Genomic DNA, 13,847 nt, shown 5'->3' on the forward strand with positions numbered 1-13,847 from the left:
CAGTGGTAGCGCAGCGCCGATCATTGGAAAAATAGATTTACTGGTCGGCATTGCCCGAAAAAACAAAGGAATGACCCATGCGCTTTACCTTCAAGCAGTTGCGCTACTTCGATGCGGCCTTACGACATGGCTCTATTGCCCGTGCCGCAGACGAAATGAATATTTCGCAATCGTCGATCACCGCAGCGATTGATATGATCGAGGCAACGCTGGGCACACGGTTGTTCCGTCGCACGCCCGCCAAGGGCATCATGCCCACAGAGACCGGCCGCACAGTGGGCGAACGGATCGCAGCCTTTCTGGAACAATGTCAAAGCTTTGACTCAAGCCTTGCAGTGCCCGGTGCCGACCCCACAGGAACGTTGCGGCTGGCGTGCTATGCGCCGACTGCGCCCTTTGTGTTGCCGCTCTTGCTAAAACAGGTTTCATCGCTCTATCCGGCCATTCGCATTGATCTGAAAGAGGGCGATATGTCGGTCATTGCCGACCTGCTGCAACGCGGTGTGGTTGAAATGGCCCTGACCTACCGGCGCTATCTGCGCCCCAGCCAGCCCTTTGTGCCCTTTTTTCGGGCGCGGCCCTTTGCGCTTTTGCCGGAAAGTTCACCTCTTGCGGCGCGTGCTTCATTGTCGCTTGAAGATCTGGCGGACCAGCCGATGATCATGCTGGACCTGCCCGCAACCCAAAACTATTTCCGCCAGCTTTTCTCGTCGCAAGGGTTGAAACCGCAGGTGGTTCACTCGACAAAATCCTCGTCGGTACTGCGCGGGCTGGTGGCTGCAAATCTGGGCTACTCCCTGTTAAACATAGTGGGTCGCGCTGATCGCGACCCCGATTCAGGCTATGTTGTGCGCCCGCTCACCGGCGATCTTGAGGCGCCCGAATACGGTCTCGCCTATGCACGCGGCGCCGAAACAACGCCGGTGGTCAAAGCGGTTTTGCGGATCTGTCAGAATCCCGCGACGCGAAAACAATTCGAAGGTCTGACCCTTAGTGTGTCGCCCAATCCCTCATTGAATGTACTTTAAGAAGCTAGAAAACACTGTTTCATAGAACAAAGAACGCGGGTTAGCGTGATGGCAATCATAAAAAACCAACCGGGAGTTCAACTATGACTACCTTTGCAAAACTTATGGGGGCAGCCTCTGTCGCTCTGTGTACGTTTGCCTCTGCGCCCGTCCTTGCCGAAGGTGGCACCTTGGTCATCGGTTCGACCCAGACGCCACGTCACCTGAACGGATCGGTCCAGTCGGGCATTGCTACGGCCGTGCCTTCGACACAGCTGTTCGCCTCGCCGCTACGCTATGACGAGAACTGGGAACCTCAGCCCTATCTGGCCGAAAGCTGGTCTGTGGCCGAGGACGGGCTAAGCGTAACGCTGAACCTTGTTCAGGGGGCGACCTTTCATGACGGTATGCCGATCACATCCGAGGATGTGGCTTTTTCGATCATGAACACCAAGGAAAACCATCCGTTCAAATCAATGTTCGACCCCGTCGACACAATTGAAACGCCCGATGCCCACACTGTCATCATCAACCTATCCAAACCACACCCCGCCTTGCTGTTGGCCCTATCGCCCGCGCTGGCGCCGGTGCTGCCGAAACACATCTACGGCGACGGACAAGACCCCAAGACGCATCCCGCCAACTCTGATCCAGTGGGGTCGGGCCCGTTCATTCTGGAAGAATTCACGCCGGGTCAGGCCATCGTGATGAAGAAAAACCCGGATTTCTTTATCGAAGGCCGTCCCAAACTGGACGAGATCATCATCCGGCTGATCAAGGATGAAAGCGCACTGCTGATCGCGATGGAGAACGGCGAGGCGGATATGTATCCGTTCATGGCACAATCCACGTCGATCAAGCGCTTGGAAAAAGACGAAAACCTGATCGTGACCGCCGAAGGCTATGCCGCGGTTGGCCCGATCAACTGGCTGGCCTTTAACCTTGAATCGCCCAAACTCTCGGATGTACGCGTGCGTCAGGCGATCGCCTATGCCACCGATCGCACGTTCATCACCAAAGCGCTGCATCGCGGAACGTCGAGTGCCCAGCGCGGTCCGATCATCGAAAGCTCGCCTTTCTTCGACGAAACCATTCCAGCCTATGATGTCGATCTGGAAAAGGCGCAGGCTTTGATGGCCGAGGCCGGTTTCGCTGACGGGATGGAGTTGACCATCGACTTTATCCCCGGACCAAAAGAACAGCAGCAATCTATCGCGGAATACCTGAAATCGCAGCTGAAAAAGATCGGCATTGACGTCACCGTGCGCGCCGCGCCCGACTTTCCTACTTGGGCGGGCCGGATTGCGTCGCATGACTTTGAACTGACGATGGATCTGGTGTTCAACTGGGGCGATCCGGTCATCGGCGTACACCGCACCTATCTAAGCGACAACATCATCAAGGGTGTAATCTGGTCGAACACGCAGTCCTATTCCAACGCCAAGGTCGACGAATTGCTGAACGCCGCTGCGGTGGAAACAGACGCGGCCAAGCGCAAGGATCTTTACGCGCAGTTCCAGCAGATTGTCGCGGCTGATCTGCCAGTCTACTGGATCAACGCAACGCCCTACCACACGGCCTACAATGCAAAGCTGCTGAACCCGCCCTTGGGCATCTGGGGCACTATGCACCCGATGGATACGGTGGAGTGGGCTGAATAACGCGCGGCCCCACGACCCATTGCAGAGCGCGCGCCCTGCGTTGCGCGCGCTCCCGCATCGTCGCCTGCCCGACATGGTATCCTCAGAAGGCCCCTGTCTTTCTCATTCGCACATTCACTGGACATTCAACGCCCCATGACAGCCAGCTTTCTCCTTCGCCGCCTCTTCTATGGAATTCTTCTGATGCTGGGTGTGGTTGTGTTGAACTTCCTTCTGATCCGCCTTGCTCCGGGTGATCCGGCCACGGTGATTGCCGGAGAAATGGGCGGTGCCACCCAAGAGATGCTGGAAAGCATCCGCGAGGATTATGGCCTGAACAAACCCCTGATGACGCAGCTATGGATCTATGTCTCGGGGGTTGCGACCGGCGATATGGGCCAGAGTTTCTTTTTCAACCAATCCGTCACATCGCTGATTGCGGCGCGTGTCGGGCCGACCATCCTGCTGGTGCTGACTGCGCAATTCCTGTCGATCCTGCTGGGGGTGTTCATGGGGGTGATCGCGTCGCGCAAACCCAATGGCATTTTGTCGGGCTTCGTTTCGGTCTTTGCCACCATCGGCTATGCAGTGCCGGTGTTCTGGACCGGCATCATGCTGATCATCGTCTTTGCCTCGGTGATCCCGATATTTCCGGTTGAAGGGATGCAATCGGTCAAGTTGCGCAACGCGAGCTATATTACCCAAGCTGTTGATATCGCCCACCACCTTGTGCTGCCGGCGTTCACACTGGCGATCATCTATCTGGCGCAATATGCCCGCCTCAGCCGCGCCTCGATGCTTGAGGTGCTTGGGTCGGATTACATCCGCACGGCACGCGCCAAAGGCGCCAGCGAAGGTTCGGTGCTGTTCAAACATGCCTTGCGCAACGCTGCCCTGCCGATCCTGACAGTGGCCGGTTTGCAATTCGGCAACCTGATTTCCGGCGCCCTACTGGTCGAGACCGTGTTCAACTGGCCCGGCATGGGACGGCTGGCGTTCGATTCCATCTTGCGACGCGATTATCCAACGATTTTGGGCGTGCTGTTCTTTGCCTCGGCGATGGTGGTCATTGCCAACCTGATCACCGACCTGAGTTATCGTTGGGCCGACCCACGGCTGAGGGGGCGGTGATGTTTGTGATGTTGCACAGCGGGCAGCCCACGCGGCCCCGGAATTTTACCAAGCCAGAGAAAGAGGGACAGTCGTGAAAGATCCGATCCTTCGCGCTGCAATTGAAACCGCCGAACCGGTCGAGGTCGCCGCAGCGCGCTACAAGGCCGAAAGCCCCGGCCGTGAGGCATGGCGCATGTTCAGTCGCAATATACCGGCGGTGTTCGGTCTGGCGCTGCTAAGTGCAATCGTCATCGCCACGTTTTATGGCACATTCTTTTATGGCGGCGATCCGTTCGACATCATCTGGGCTCCGCACGAGCCCCCCGGTGGGACGCCCGAGTTTCCGCTGGGCACCGACTATCTGGGCCGCGACCTGATGGCGGGGCTATTGACCGGTGGCGGGCCAACGCTGGCCGTGGGTGCGGCGGCGGCAGCGATCACTATGGTCATCGGCATTTCGCTGGGGGCGCTGGCCGGTTTCTATGGTGGCTGGGTCGACAACACGCTGATGCGCGTGACCGAATTCTTTCAGGTGCTTCCGGCCTTGCTGTTTGCAATGGTGCTGGTCACGCTGTTTACCCCGTCGCTGTGGGTGATCGCAGCAGCGATCGGTGTGGTCAGCTGGCCCCAGACTGCGCGGCTGACGCGGGCCGAGTTTCTCAAGATCAAGGAACTGGAGTATGTCACCGCCGCCCGCGCTATCGGCGCCAAAAACCGGCGCATCATCTGGAAAGTGATCCTGCCCAACGCGGCACCTCCACTGATCGTTTCGGCAACGCTGACCATTGGTGTGGCGATCCTGTTCGAAGCGGGCCTGAGCTTTCTCGGCCTTGGCGATCCCAATGTGATGTCATGGGGCCTGATGATCGGGGCCAACCGTGAATACATCCTTGATGCCTGGTGGCCCGTCACCTTTCCCGGCCTTGCAATCTTTCTGACCGTTTTCGCCGTGTCGCTGATCGGTGACGGCCTGAACGACGCCTTTAACCCAAAATTGAGAGAACGATGACAGCCCTTCTGGAGATCGAAGACCTCAAAGTCACCTTTGGCACGCGGCACGGCACTGTGACGGCGCTGGATTCCGTGTCACTGCATGTCAACGCTGGCGAAACCCTTGGCATCGTAGGCGAATCCGGCTGTGGCAAGTCGATTACCGCGCTATCGGTCATGGGGTTGATCCCGATGCCACCGGGCAAGATCGCAGGCGGATCTATCCGGTTGGCGGGCCAAGAGCTGACCACCGCCTCGCCCGCGCGGCTGCGCGCCATGCGCGGGGCAGAGGCGGCGATGATCTTTCAGGAACCGATGACCTCGCTGAACCCGGTGTTTACCGTCGGCGACCAGATCGCCGAGGCGATCATGTTGCACCAGTCGGTCAGTCGCGACCGCGCTCTGAAAGACGCGGTGGCCCTGCTCGACCGCGTCGGCATCCCGGAACCTGCCGCACGCGCCCGCGATTATCCCCACCAGATGTCGGGCGGTATGCGCCAGCGTGTGATGATCGCGATGGCAGTGTCGTGCCGCCCCAAGGTGCTGATCGCGGACGAGCCGACAACAGCCTTGGATGTAACGGTGCAGGCGCAGATATTTGACCTGCTGAACGAGATCCAGCGCGAGTTTGGTGCAGCCATCGTGCTGATCACCCACGATATGGGTGCCATCGCCGAAATGGCCGACCGCGTGGCTGTGATGTATGCGGGCCGCGTTATCGAAGAGGCCAGCGCCGATGACGTGCTGGACATGCCGCAACACCCCTATGCGCGCGGCCTGATCGACTGCATTCCCGCCCTTGGCAAATCCGGTGACGGGCTCAGGGAAATTCCCGGCGTGGTACCGCCCCTGCACGAACTTGGTGCAGGTTGTGCCTTTGCCGCACGATGTGACCATGCCCAAGCCCGCTGCCTGCGCGAAAAGCCAGTGCTGATGAATCACGGCACGCACCCTGCTGCCTGCCACGCCGTAGCGGAGGGACGCATATGACGCCGCTTCTCGAAGTCCGTGACCTGACCGTGCGCTTTGCCCTGCCGAAACCTTCGATATTCGCGTCCCGACCGCATCTTGAAGCGGTGCGCGCGGTGTCGTTTACCCTGCAAAAGGGGCGCGCCTTGGGCATCGTGGGGGAATCCGGCTCGGGGAAGACAACCGCAGCGATGGCCGCGATCCGCCTGACCCAATCTGCCGGCGGTCAGGTTCTGTTCGAGGGTGAGGACCTGCTGCAACTGGACGACGAGTCGATGCGCCTGCGCCGCCGCGACGTGCAACTGATCTTTCAGGATCCCTACAGCTCGCTCAACCCGCGCGCACGCGTCGCCGACATTGTGCGTGAACCGTTGGACCTGCTGGGCGTCGGCACCCCCGACACACGCATGGACCGCGTCCGCGAACTGTTCAAACTTGTCGGCCTGCGCGAGGACCAACTCAGCCTGTTTCCCCACCAGTTCTCGGGTGGCCAGCGTCAGCGCATCTCAATTGCGCGCGCTCTGACCACCAACCCGAAACTGCTGGTCTGTGACGAGCCTGTCAGCGCGCTGGACGTAGCCATTCAGGCACAAATCCTGAACCTGCTGGCCAAGCTCAAGACCGAGCTCGGCCTGAGCTATCTGTTCATCTCGCATGATCTGGGTGTGGTACGGCATGTCTGCGACGATGTGGCGGTGATGTATCTGGGCAAGATTGTCGAACAAGCCCCGCGCGATCTTCTGTTTGAATCGCCCCAACACCCCTACACCCAAGCGCTGCTGGCCGCTGCCCCGTCTCTGGCCCGCAGAAAATCCCAAGGCTACACCCGCGCGCTGCAGATCAAAGGTGATCCACCCAGCCCGCTGAACCCGCCCAAGGGTTGCGCCTTTGCCGAACGCTGTCCCAAGGTGCAAGCGCTGTGCCGCGACACGCGCCCCGCCCTGAGCGGAGGCACGCACGCCGTTGCCTGTCATTTTCCCGGCTAGTTTTTTTTGGCTCGAAATATCCCGGGGTTTGGGGCAACGCCCCAATGCAAAACACCCGCCAACGGGCGGGTGTTTTCACAACAGTCTACGCTGACAGATCACGCGCGTTCGGCATATTCCATCGTTTCGGTGTTCACAATGATGTCTTCGTCGTTACCAACAAAGGGCGGCACCATAACCTTGACGCCGTTGTCCAGTATCGCAGGTTTAAAGCTGTTGGCAGCGGTCTGGCCTTTGACCACAGGCTCGGTCTCGACGATCTTGCAGGTCACTTTCTGCGGCAGCGTTGCGTTCAACGCTTCCTCTTCGTGGAATTCCACGACGATGGTCATGCCGTCTTGCAGAAACGGGCGGCGTTCACCCAGCAGATCGGCGGGCAATTGGACCTGCTCGTATGTTTCGATGTCCATCACAACCAGCATACCGTTTTCTTCGTAAAGAAACTGTTGGTCTTTCTGCTCGAGACGCACACGCTCGACCTTGTCCGCAGAGCGGAAGCGTTCGTTCAGCTTCGAGCCGTTGCGCAGGTTTCGCATTTCGACCTGAGCGAAAGCGCCGCCTTTTCCGGGCTTTACGTGATCGACCTTTACAGCCGCCCACAGGCCACCGTTGTGTTCAAGCACATTTCCGGGGCGGATTTCGTTTCCGTTAATTTTAGGCATGAGGCTAAACCAAGGCAAAAGGTTGATGAGGAAGTGAAGCACCCTATATCTTGATGTGCGGCCCCGTGCAACACGGCTATCTTCCGCGCTGCACTGCAGCAGATATGCGCCTACTGCATAGATGCTATGTGAATTCGGGGTATCCGAATCGACGCGGATAGGTCATAAGGAGCCTCACGCCGAAAAGACAAGAGCAAGAATAAAGGAAGGACGAAGAATGAAAGACTTCGTTGACGGCACTGCCTTCAATAACGAGCAAGGTAACCGTGCACGTAAACTCTTTGCAGCCGTTGTGTTGGCTGCTCTGGATGACGCCATCGCTGACGATAAAAAGTATGGCAACGGTCCGGAACAGATTGCCCGCTGGGCACGTTCGCGCGACGGGCGCGAAGTGCTGAGCTGTGCAGGGATCGACCCCAACGAACGTGTGGTGTCGGGCCTTATGGAATTTGTCGGCAAAGGTGTCCGCACCTCGGTCGCGCTGTCGCGCGAAGAGAGCGAACGTCGCAATGCTGCACAACAGGCAGAAGCCGCCTGATCCACCGCACGAACTGCTGCTGAATTAGACAAAAGCGCGCCCTCTGCTGGGCGCGTTTTTTGTTGTGTATTGGTCACAGCTTAGCCGATTACAGTTTTGCCTCTTGCGGGTCACACACCCTCTTGCCTTAGGCCCGAGTGAATGCGACGCAGTGCGCCATGACACGCGCAATCATGATCCAGGGCACCGGCAGCAACGTCGGCAAGTCGATGGTCGTCGCAGGCCTGGTGCGGGCCTGCGTGCGGCGCGGGCTGACCGTGCGCCCCTTCAAGCCGCAGAATATGTCGAACAACGCTGCCGTCACACCCGAGGGTGGAGAGATTGGCCGCGCACAGGCGCTTCAGGCCCGCGCGGCGGGCGTTGCGCCGCATGTGGACATGAACCCTGTCCTGCTGAAACCGCAAAGCGAGACAGGCGCCCAGTTGATCGTGCAGGGCAAGGTCGTCGGGACACAAGAAGCCCGCAGCTTCGGCTCCGAGCGCGGCGCGTTGATAGCGCCCGTGTTGGAGAGCTTTCACCGGCTGGCAGCGCAGGCCGATCTGATCATCGTCGAAGGGGCCGGCAGCCCCGCAGAAACCAATCTGCGCAAGGGCGATATTGCCAACATGGGCTTTGCCGTGGCCGCAGGTGTGCCGGTGATCCTGATGGGCGATATCGACCGTGGTGGGGTGATCGCACAGTTGGTGGGCAGCCACGCCGTTCTGAATGCCACCGACCGCGCCATGATTCGAGGCTTTGCCGTCAACAAGTTCCGCGGCGATCCCCGCCTGTTCGATGACGGTCTGACCGACATCGCAAAGCGCACAGGCTGGCCGTCGCTGGGCGTGTTACCTTGGTTTGATGCGGCCCACTGTCTGCCCGCCGAAGATGTTCTGGACCTGCCGACCCGCGCGGGAAGTGGCGCAGGCCTTGTGGTTGCGGTGCCGGTGCTGCCGCGCATCTCGAACTTTGACGATCTGGACCCCTTGGCTGCCGAGCCGAATGTTGACCTACGCCTGATCCAGCGCGGCCATCCCTTGCCCGGTGATGCGGATGTGATCCTGCTGCCCGGCAGCAAATCCACCATCGCCGATCTGGCTTGTCTGCGTGCCGAAGGCTGGGATATCGACATTGCCGCCCACGTCCGGCGTGGCGGTCATGTGATGGGCCTGTGCGGTGGTTACCAGATGCTAGGGCAGACCATTGCCGACCCTGCAGGCGTCGAGGGGCCTGCCGCCACTGTCGCGGGGCTTGGCCTGTTGAATGTGCACACCACGTTGGCACCGCTGAAAACGCTTGCCCTGCGCACTGGCACCGACACAGCCAGTGGCACGGCATTGACGGGTTATGAAATTCACATGGGTCAGACCATTGGGCCCGACACAGGCCACGCATGGTTGCAGGTCGAAGGATCTGACGCCGGGGCCATGTCCCCCGACGGGCGGGTCAAAGGCTGTTATTTGCACGGTATTTTTGGATCAGACGCCTATCGCATGGCGTTTCTGGCGCAACTTGGCCAGCGCAGTGACCTGTCTTATGACCATATGGTCGACCAGACGCTGGATGCGCTGGCAGAGCACCTTGAGACCCATATGGACATTGATTTGCTGTTAAGGCTGGCGACACGGATCTAGCTGGCCGCCCCAAGACCTCGCGCCCTATTCCAGGTCCTGTGCTGCAAGGGCACGGTGAATCTCGCGGCGGACCAGTTTGCGCACGTTGCGGGTGATGCGTTCACCCAATGCGCCCTGCAATTCCTGACGCACGATGTCCGAAACCAGATCGCGCAGGGCTGCTTCGTCCAGCACATCTTCGTCCGACGACAGCACATCATCAGAGGTATCGGTGCGCGGAGCCTGACCAGCAAAAATCGTAGCTTCGGGCGCTTCGCCGGTGTCGTCCTCGCTGTCGTCCGATGCATCTTCCCACGCCATCGCCGGCTGTTCGGTGCCCGCGTAATCGTCGCGGCCCGCGCCGTCGGGCTCCCACTGGTCGTCGGTGCGGGCAATCACCTCTTCCAGCACGGCAATCTTTGCGCTGAGGCTTTGTGGTGCTACAGGCTCTTTAATCGAGGGGTCGCGATACTCGGGTACATGCGGCAGTACCGCCGCCTTGCGCGCCTCGTCGGCCTCTTGTGCGTCAACGGCGCGGAACACCTCGTGAAGCGAACGCCCTTCGGTCCCTGCTTCTACTCCGGCATCCGCCGCGCTGGCGTCATGGCCGCTTTCGCTGTGCGGGGCCACGTGATCGCCATCGACATCATTGCTGTCGTCCGCGTCGCGGGCATCGTACCGGGCGCCATCATCACGCTCATCGTAATTATCTTGATCGTCGTAATCGTCCTGCGCTTCGGCCAGCAACGCGCCAAGCACGGCATCGGCATCCGCATCCTCGGCACCTTCACCCCGCAATTCAGTTTCGGCAGCACGGTCAGCTGCGAACCTATCCTCGGCCGCCGCGTCTTCCACAGCGGGCACAGTCTCTTGCTTGGGCATTTCGGCCACACGCAATGCCGGCGTCAGAACCAGTCGATCGGTGCTGGCTTTGGGCGTATCTGCGGCTGGAACACGTCTGTCTTCGGACACCAGACGGCGAATAGACGACAGGACGTCCTCCACCTCGGCGTTGGTCACTGCATCAGGCATATTTTCTTCCACTCTCACCTCGGGCCACAGTTTACCGCGAACCAGAGATTCTCACAACAGGTGCGAAAAATTGTCAGTCTTTTTCCGTCACTCTTTGCCCAAGGCTTTAAGAACCCTGTCCAGTTGCCTGCCTTGTTTGGTCGCTTTGGCAGGGCCGTTCTTGACCAGATTATAATAGGCTTCGGGATCGTAAATCTGAACATTCAGGCCCAACTGTTCCGCCGTCAGCAGCCCCATCGAGGCCAGAACCGCATAGGCCGCAACATAGACTTGCGCCTGCGCCTGAATGCGCAAGGCTTGCGCATCAAGCAATGTCTGCTCGGCATCGAGCACGTCCAAAGTGGTCCGCGCACCCAATGTCGCCTCTTCACGCACGCCGTTGAAGGCCACGTTCGCCGCACGCACCTGACGTTCGCTGGCTTGCGATTGCGCAATCAGGGCTTGCAGGTCGGCAATCGCATTGCCGACGCCTTGTGCCACGTCTTTCTGGACCACGTGCAGGTTGCCCCGTGCCGCGTCGCGCCGCGCGATCGCGGCACGGTTAGCAGACGACAAACGCCCGCCCTGATAGATCGGCCCACCCACTTCGATGCCCACGGACCCGCCACGGCGGAAGTTGTCGTTGTCAAAATTCTCGGTTGCGGACAGCGATCCGTTCAGCGTCACAGTCGGGTACATGGCACGGTCTGTGGAAAACACCAGCAGATCGTTCGCGGCCACCTGATGCTGTGCGGCGTGCATATCGGGATGACGGCGCATAGCGATGGCTTTGGCGGTGTCCACATTGCTTTCTGTACGCGGTAGGCTGGGGGGAGGCGCCAACTGCCCCGGCTTGCGGCCCACCACGTTGCGATAGAACTCGATTGCTTGCGCCAGATCACGCTGGGCAGCGGCCAAACCGCTGCGGGCGGCGGCCAGTTGCGCCTCGGCCAGTGACACGTCGGTGCGGGTTACTTCACCCACTTCGAACCGGTCGCGCGCGGCGCGCAGTTCCTGCGTCAGCAAGCGCAGGTTGTTCTGGCGCAAAGCCACAAATTCATAGGACTGGCGCACGGTCATATAGGCCGAAACGGCACGCAGCAGCACCTGCTGTTCAATCGACAGCAATGACGAACGTGTGGCCAGAACAACCTCTTTTGCTGACGCGATGCGCGACTGGGATGCACCGAAATCATAGAGCAGCATCTGCGCTACAATTCCCATCGTCGCCGATGTCCCGCTCAGCGACGAGCGATTGAACGAGGTGACGCCACCACCACTGGTCACCGACGTGCCTGCCCTGCCGTACGTGTGATCGATGCTGGACGACCAGTTGACGATGGGCCGCAACAAAGCCTGCGCTGTGGCCACATCTTCGTCAGCTGCACGCAGCAAGGCGCGGTTCTGATCCAGCAAGCCAGACTGGGTGTAAGCCCCCGCCATTGCATCCGCCAGCGTATCGGCGCGTGCAGGGGCAGAAAATGCGACCCCGATGATCAGGGCCAGACTCAAGGCTCTGCCGGAAATACTTCCCATTAGTGATTTCATCTCGATTCTGTCCTCAACATCCGGCGCATTGCACACCGTTCATATCTGTATGCAACTGTATCGGACCGCATGCGCGATGTCATCACAGTTGAAATTGACTGTGCGCCTCGAAACCGGGCAAAACCGGCGCGCCTGCATTAAACGCATTGCGCCACGACATCCGTCCATCGATCTTATAGCCGATGCGCACTTCACCCAGTGCGCCATCCATGAACAGACAGGCGATGCGGCCGCCCTCCTTGATCTGGTCGATCAGCGCGTCGGGCACGCGGGCAATGCCGCCCTGAATGATCACAACATCATATGGGCCATGCTGCTCTGCACCTTCGGCCAACGGGCCGGTGTGCAATGCAACATTGTCGGCCCCGGCCTCCATCAGCGCCTCTTGTGCCTCGGTGGCCATGTCTTCGTCTTCCTCTACGGCCACAACCGCTTCGGCCATGCGCGCGATAACCGCCGAGGAATACCCATAGGATGCGCCCACATCCAGCACCAGTTCGTCATTTCCGATGTCCAGCGCATCCAGCATCTTAGCCAGAGTGCGTGGTTCAAGAACAACGCGCCCCTGCCCAAGATCAATGTTTTCACCCATATAGGCCGCTTCACGCTGGGCCGATGGCACAAAGTCCTCGCGTGCGACGGAAAGCATGGCCTCGATGATGGGGAATTTGGTCACGTCCGAAGGCCGCACCTGCGTATCAACCATCATCGTGCGGCGCATTTCAAAGTTTGTCATGAACTGAACTCATCTGTTCGGAATCTGTCGATATCAGATGTGCCACATTCCGACCGGCGCAGCAACGGGCGGTTGGCTCAAAATGAGTGTGTTGCATCTGCGCCCCGCACTACCGCCCCGGATTTGACGCAGCGATGGTAATGCCGGACAGGTTAGGGCACCTCGAAGGATACCCTGACAGTTCTATACCGATTGCATCAATTTCGCCTGCCCCGGCCACGCAGCATCATCCGCCGCTTGCGCCAGAACCGCTGCCACATCGCCACGCGCTGCCTTGGCCCTGCAGATCCACATCACCACCGAACAGTGTATCGCGGCTGCCATCCGCTTGGGTCAGGCGGACCGGACGTACAATGGCATAGTCCAGACCCGAGGCAATCAAATGCGCGTCTGCGTCATGTTTGGCCTTAAGCTAATGTGCCAGCGCGCCTTCGGGGTCGGGATTGTCCGCCCCAACCGAGCTGAGCATTACGAACCGCGACACGCATGCCTTGGCGGCAATATCGTCAAGGCGCATGGCCCCGGTCGAGCCGCCTGACCCGGCGGCGAAAACCACTGCTTCGCATGTGGCCCAAGGCCACATCGTCACCCAGTTCCGATATATCCGAAGACTCGCGCATCAGCGCAATCGGCGTGTGGCTGTTCTGTTGCAATTCGCGCGCAACGCACAGACCTGTTTTGCCTGTGGCTCCGGCGACCAGAATATTCATCTCGCTCTGCCTTTTCGTGCTGACTGGTTTCTTGCAAAAGCAAACGTCGCGACACGCACAATACGTCCACCCGCATCTCTGTCAGCCAACGAACCGCACGGCATCCTGTTCCATCACAACGGCCCATGCAGGGGCGATGGAAGAAGCGTTGACGCGGTTTGAGGAAGGGACTTGCGCTTGCACAGAAAACGGCCTATGACCCCGCCAACCACGAAAACCCATGTTTTCAATGCGCTGGCGAGTTGGCGGAGTGGTGACGCAACGGATTGCAAATCCGTGTACACCGGTTCGATTCCGGTACTCGCCTCCAATAAAATCAATGGGTTACGATTTCTTCTGCTCATT

14 protein-coding genes and 1 tRNA gene are annotated in these 13,847 nt (G+C 59.6%); 9 read left to right on the forward strand and 6 right to left on the reverse strand.

Going from position 1 to position 13,847, the window contains the following annotated elements:
• The first annotated feature begins 77 nt into the window (after positions 1–77).
• The 6 genes from SULPSESMR1_RS10390 to SULPSESMR1_RS10415 all read left to right on the forward strand — a co-directional run bounded on the left by SULPSESMR1_RS10390 (position 78) and on the right by SULPSESMR1_RS10415 (position 6,705).
• Entirely contained in the window at positions 78–1,028 is a 951-nt protein-coding gene (locus tag SULPSESMR1_RS10390; RefSeq protein WP_089420751.1) for a LysR family transcriptional regulator, read from the forward strand.
• An 83-nt stretch (positions 1,029–1,111) separates the two neighbouring features.
• On the forward strand, positions 1,112–2,668 hold the full coding sequence (locus tag SULPSESMR1_RS10395; protein ID WP_089420752.1) for an ABC transporter substrate-binding protein: 1,557 nt from the start codon (positions 1,112–1,114) through the stop codon (positions 2,666–2,668).
• A gap of 135 nt (positions 2,669–2,803) precedes the next feature.
• The gene (locus SULPSESMR1_RS10400; protein WP_089420753.1) at positions 2,804–3,778 is read left to right on the forward strand and encodes an ABC transporter permease; all 975 of its coding nucleotides are present in this window, start codon (positions 2,804–2,806) and stop codon (positions 3,776–3,778) included.
• Between the two features lie 175 nt (positions 3,779–3,953).
• Positions 3,954–4,769, forward strand: coding sequence for an ABC transporter permease (locus SULPSESMR1_RS10405; protein ID WP_089422277.1), 816 nt, complete (start codon positions 3,954–3,956; stop codon positions 4,767–4,769).
• Positions 4,766–5,740, forward strand: a complete 975-nt coding sequence (locus SULPSESMR1_RS10410; protein ID WP_089420754.1) for an ABC transporter ATP-binding protein — start codon at positions 4,766–4,768, stop codon at positions 5,738–5,740. The genes SULPSESMR1_RS10405 and SULPSESMR1_RS10410 overlap by 4 nt, the downstream gene beginning before the upstream one ends.
• A complete protein-coding gene (locus SULPSESMR1_RS10415; RefSeq protein ID WP_089420755.1) occupies positions 5,737–6,705 on the forward strand; it encodes an ABC transporter ATP-binding protein in 969 nt (322 codons plus the stop codon). The genes SULPSESMR1_RS10410 and SULPSESMR1_RS10415 overlap by 4 nt, the downstream gene beginning before the upstream one ends.
• 98 nt (positions 6,706–6,803) lie before the next feature.
• Here the strand turns inward: SULPSESMR1_RS10415 and efp are convergent, their stop codons facing one another.
• A complete protein-coding gene (gene efp / locus SULPSESMR1_RS10420) occupies positions 6,804–7,367 on the reverse strand; it encodes an elongation factor P (protein WP_089420756.1) in 564 nt (187 codons plus the stop codon).
• Between the two features lie 217 nt (positions 7,368–7,584).
• Here efp and SULPSESMR1_RS10425 point away from each other — a divergent pair, with 217 nt between their 5' ends.
• Together SULPSESMR1_RS10425 and SULPSESMR1_RS10430 are read left to right on the forward strand one after the other, a co-directional pair.
• The gene (locus SULPSESMR1_RS10425; protein WP_089420757.1) at positions 7,585–7,905 is read left to right on the forward strand and encodes a DUF6280 family protein; all 321 of its coding nucleotides are present in this window, start codon (positions 7,585–7,587) and stop codon (positions 7,903–7,905) included.
• A gap of 158 nt (positions 7,906–8,063) precedes the next feature.
• Positions 8,064–9,518, forward strand: coding sequence for a cobyric acid synthase (locus SULPSESMR1_RS10430; protein ID WP_089420758.1), 1,455 nt, complete (start codon positions 8,064–8,066; stop codon positions 9,516–9,518).
• Between the two features lie 24 nt (positions 9,519–9,542).
• Here the strand turns inward: SULPSESMR1_RS10430 and SULPSESMR1_RS10435 are convergent, their stop codons facing one another.
• The 5 genes from SULPSESMR1_RS10435 to SULPSESMR1_RS25820 all read right to left on the reverse strand — a co-directional run bounded on the left by SULPSESMR1_RS10435 (position 9,543) and on the right by SULPSESMR1_RS25820 (position 13,502).
• Positions 9,543–10,529 carry a hypothetical protein gene (locus tag SULPSESMR1_RS10435; protein WP_089420759.1) on the reverse strand — a complete coding sequence of 329 codons (987 nt, stop codon included), beginning with the start codon at positions 10,527–10,529 and terminating at the stop codon, positions 9,543–9,545.
• An 87-nt stretch (positions 10,530–10,616) separates the two neighbouring features.
• Positions 10,617–12,056: a TolC family outer membrane protein gene (locus tag SULPSESMR1_RS10440; RefSeq protein ID WP_089420760.1), complete on the reverse strand. Its 1,440-nt coding sequence runs from the start codon at positions 12,054–12,056 to the stop codon at positions 10,617–10,619.
• Between the two features lie 82 nt (positions 12,057–12,138).
• The gene (locus tag SULPSESMR1_RS10445; RefSeq protein WP_089420761.1) at positions 12,139–12,792 is read right to left on the reverse strand and encodes a protein-L-isoaspartate O-methyltransferase family protein; all 654 of its coding nucleotides are present in this window, start codon (positions 12,790–12,792) and stop codon (positions 12,139–12,141) included.
• Between the two features lie 183 nt (positions 12,793–12,975).
• Positions 12,976–13,116, reverse strand: a complete 141-nt coding sequence (locus tag SULPSESMR1_RS25815) for a hypothetical protein (protein WP_345889507.1) — start codon at positions 13,114–13,116, stop codon at positions 12,976–12,978.
• A 182-nt stretch (positions 13,117–13,298) separates the two neighbouring features.
• Positions 13,299–13,502, reverse strand: a complete 204-nt coding sequence (locus tag SULPSESMR1_RS25820; protein WP_345889508.1) for a hypothetical protein — start codon at positions 13,500–13,502, stop codon at positions 13,299–13,301.
• A 236-nt stretch (positions 13,503–13,738) separates the two neighbouring features.
• Here SULPSESMR1_RS25820 and SULPSESMR1_RS10455 point away from each other — a divergent pair.
• Positions 13,739–13,812: transfer RNA gene (locus tag SULPSESMR1_RS10455), tRNA-Cys, on the forward strand.
• Positions 13,813–13,847: the final 35 nt, after the last annotated feature.

The organism is Pseudosulfitobacter pseudonitzschiae (genome assembly GCF_002222635.1).
Lineage (GTDB): Bacteria > Pseudomonadota > Alphaproteobacteria > Rhodobacterales > Rhodobacteraceae > Pseudosulfitobacter > Pseudosulfitobacter pseudonitzschiae_A.

Excerpts from the sequence above, each read along its gene's own strand:
- SULPSESMR1_RS10390 (WP_089420751.1), top strand. The coding sequence starts at position 78 with ATGCGCTTTACCTTCAAGCAGTTGCGCTACTTCGATGCGGCCTTACGA.
- SULPSESMR1_RS10395 (WP_089420752.1), top strand. The coding sequence starts at position 1,112 with ATGACTACCTTTGCAAAACTTATGGGGGCAGCCTCTGTCGCTCTGTGT.
- SULPSESMR1_RS10400 (WP_089420753.1), top strand. The coding sequence starts at position 2,804 with ATGACAGCCAGCTTTCTCCTTCGCCGCCTCTTCTATGGAATTCTTCTG.
- SULPSESMR1_RS10405 (WP_089422277.1), top strand. The coding sequence starts at position 3,954 with ATGTTCAGTCGCAATATACCGGCGGTGTTCGGTCTGGCGCTGCTAAGT.
- SULPSESMR1_RS10410 (WP_089420754.1), top strand. The coding sequence starts at position 4,766 with ATGACAGCCCTTCTGGAGATCGAAGACCTCAAAGTCACCTTTGGCACG.
- SULPSESMR1_RS10415 (WP_089420755.1), top strand. The coding sequence starts at position 5,737 with ATGACGCCGCTTCTCGAAGTCCGTGACCTGACCGTGCGCTTTGCCCTG.
- efp (WP_089420756.1), bottom strand. The coding sequence starts at position 7,367 with ATGCCTAAAATTAACGGAAACGAAATCCGCCCCGGAAATGTGCTTGAA.
- SULPSESMR1_RS10425 (WP_089420757.1), top strand. The coding sequence starts at position 7,585 with ATGAAAGACTTCGTTGACGGCACTGCCTTCAATAACGAGCAAGGTAAC.
- SULPSESMR1_RS10430 (WP_089420758.1), top strand. The coding sequence starts at position 8,064 with ATGACACGCGCAATCATGATCCAGGGCACCGGCAGCAACGTCGGCAAG.
- SULPSESMR1_RS10435 (WP_089420759.1), bottom strand. The coding sequence starts at position 10,529 with ATGCCTGATGCAGTGACCAACGCCGAGGTGGAGGACGTCCTGTCGTCT.
- SULPSESMR1_RS10440 (WP_089420760.1), bottom strand. The coding sequence starts at position 12,056 with ATGAAATCACTAATGGGAAGTATTTCCGGCAGAGCCTTGAGTCTGGCC.
- SULPSESMR1_RS10445 (WP_089420761.1), bottom strand. The coding sequence starts at position 12,792 with ATGACAAACTTTGAAATGCGCCGCACGATGATGGTTGATACGCAGGTG.
- SULPSESMR1_RS25815 (WP_345889507.1), bottom strand. The coding sequence starts at position 13,116 with ATGGCAGCCGCGATACACTGTTCGGTGGTGATGTGGATCTGCAGGGCC.
- SULPSESMR1_RS25820 (WP_345889508.1), bottom strand. The coding sequence starts at position 13,502 with ATGAATATTCTGGTCGCCGGAGCCACAGGCAAAACAGGTCTGTGCGTT.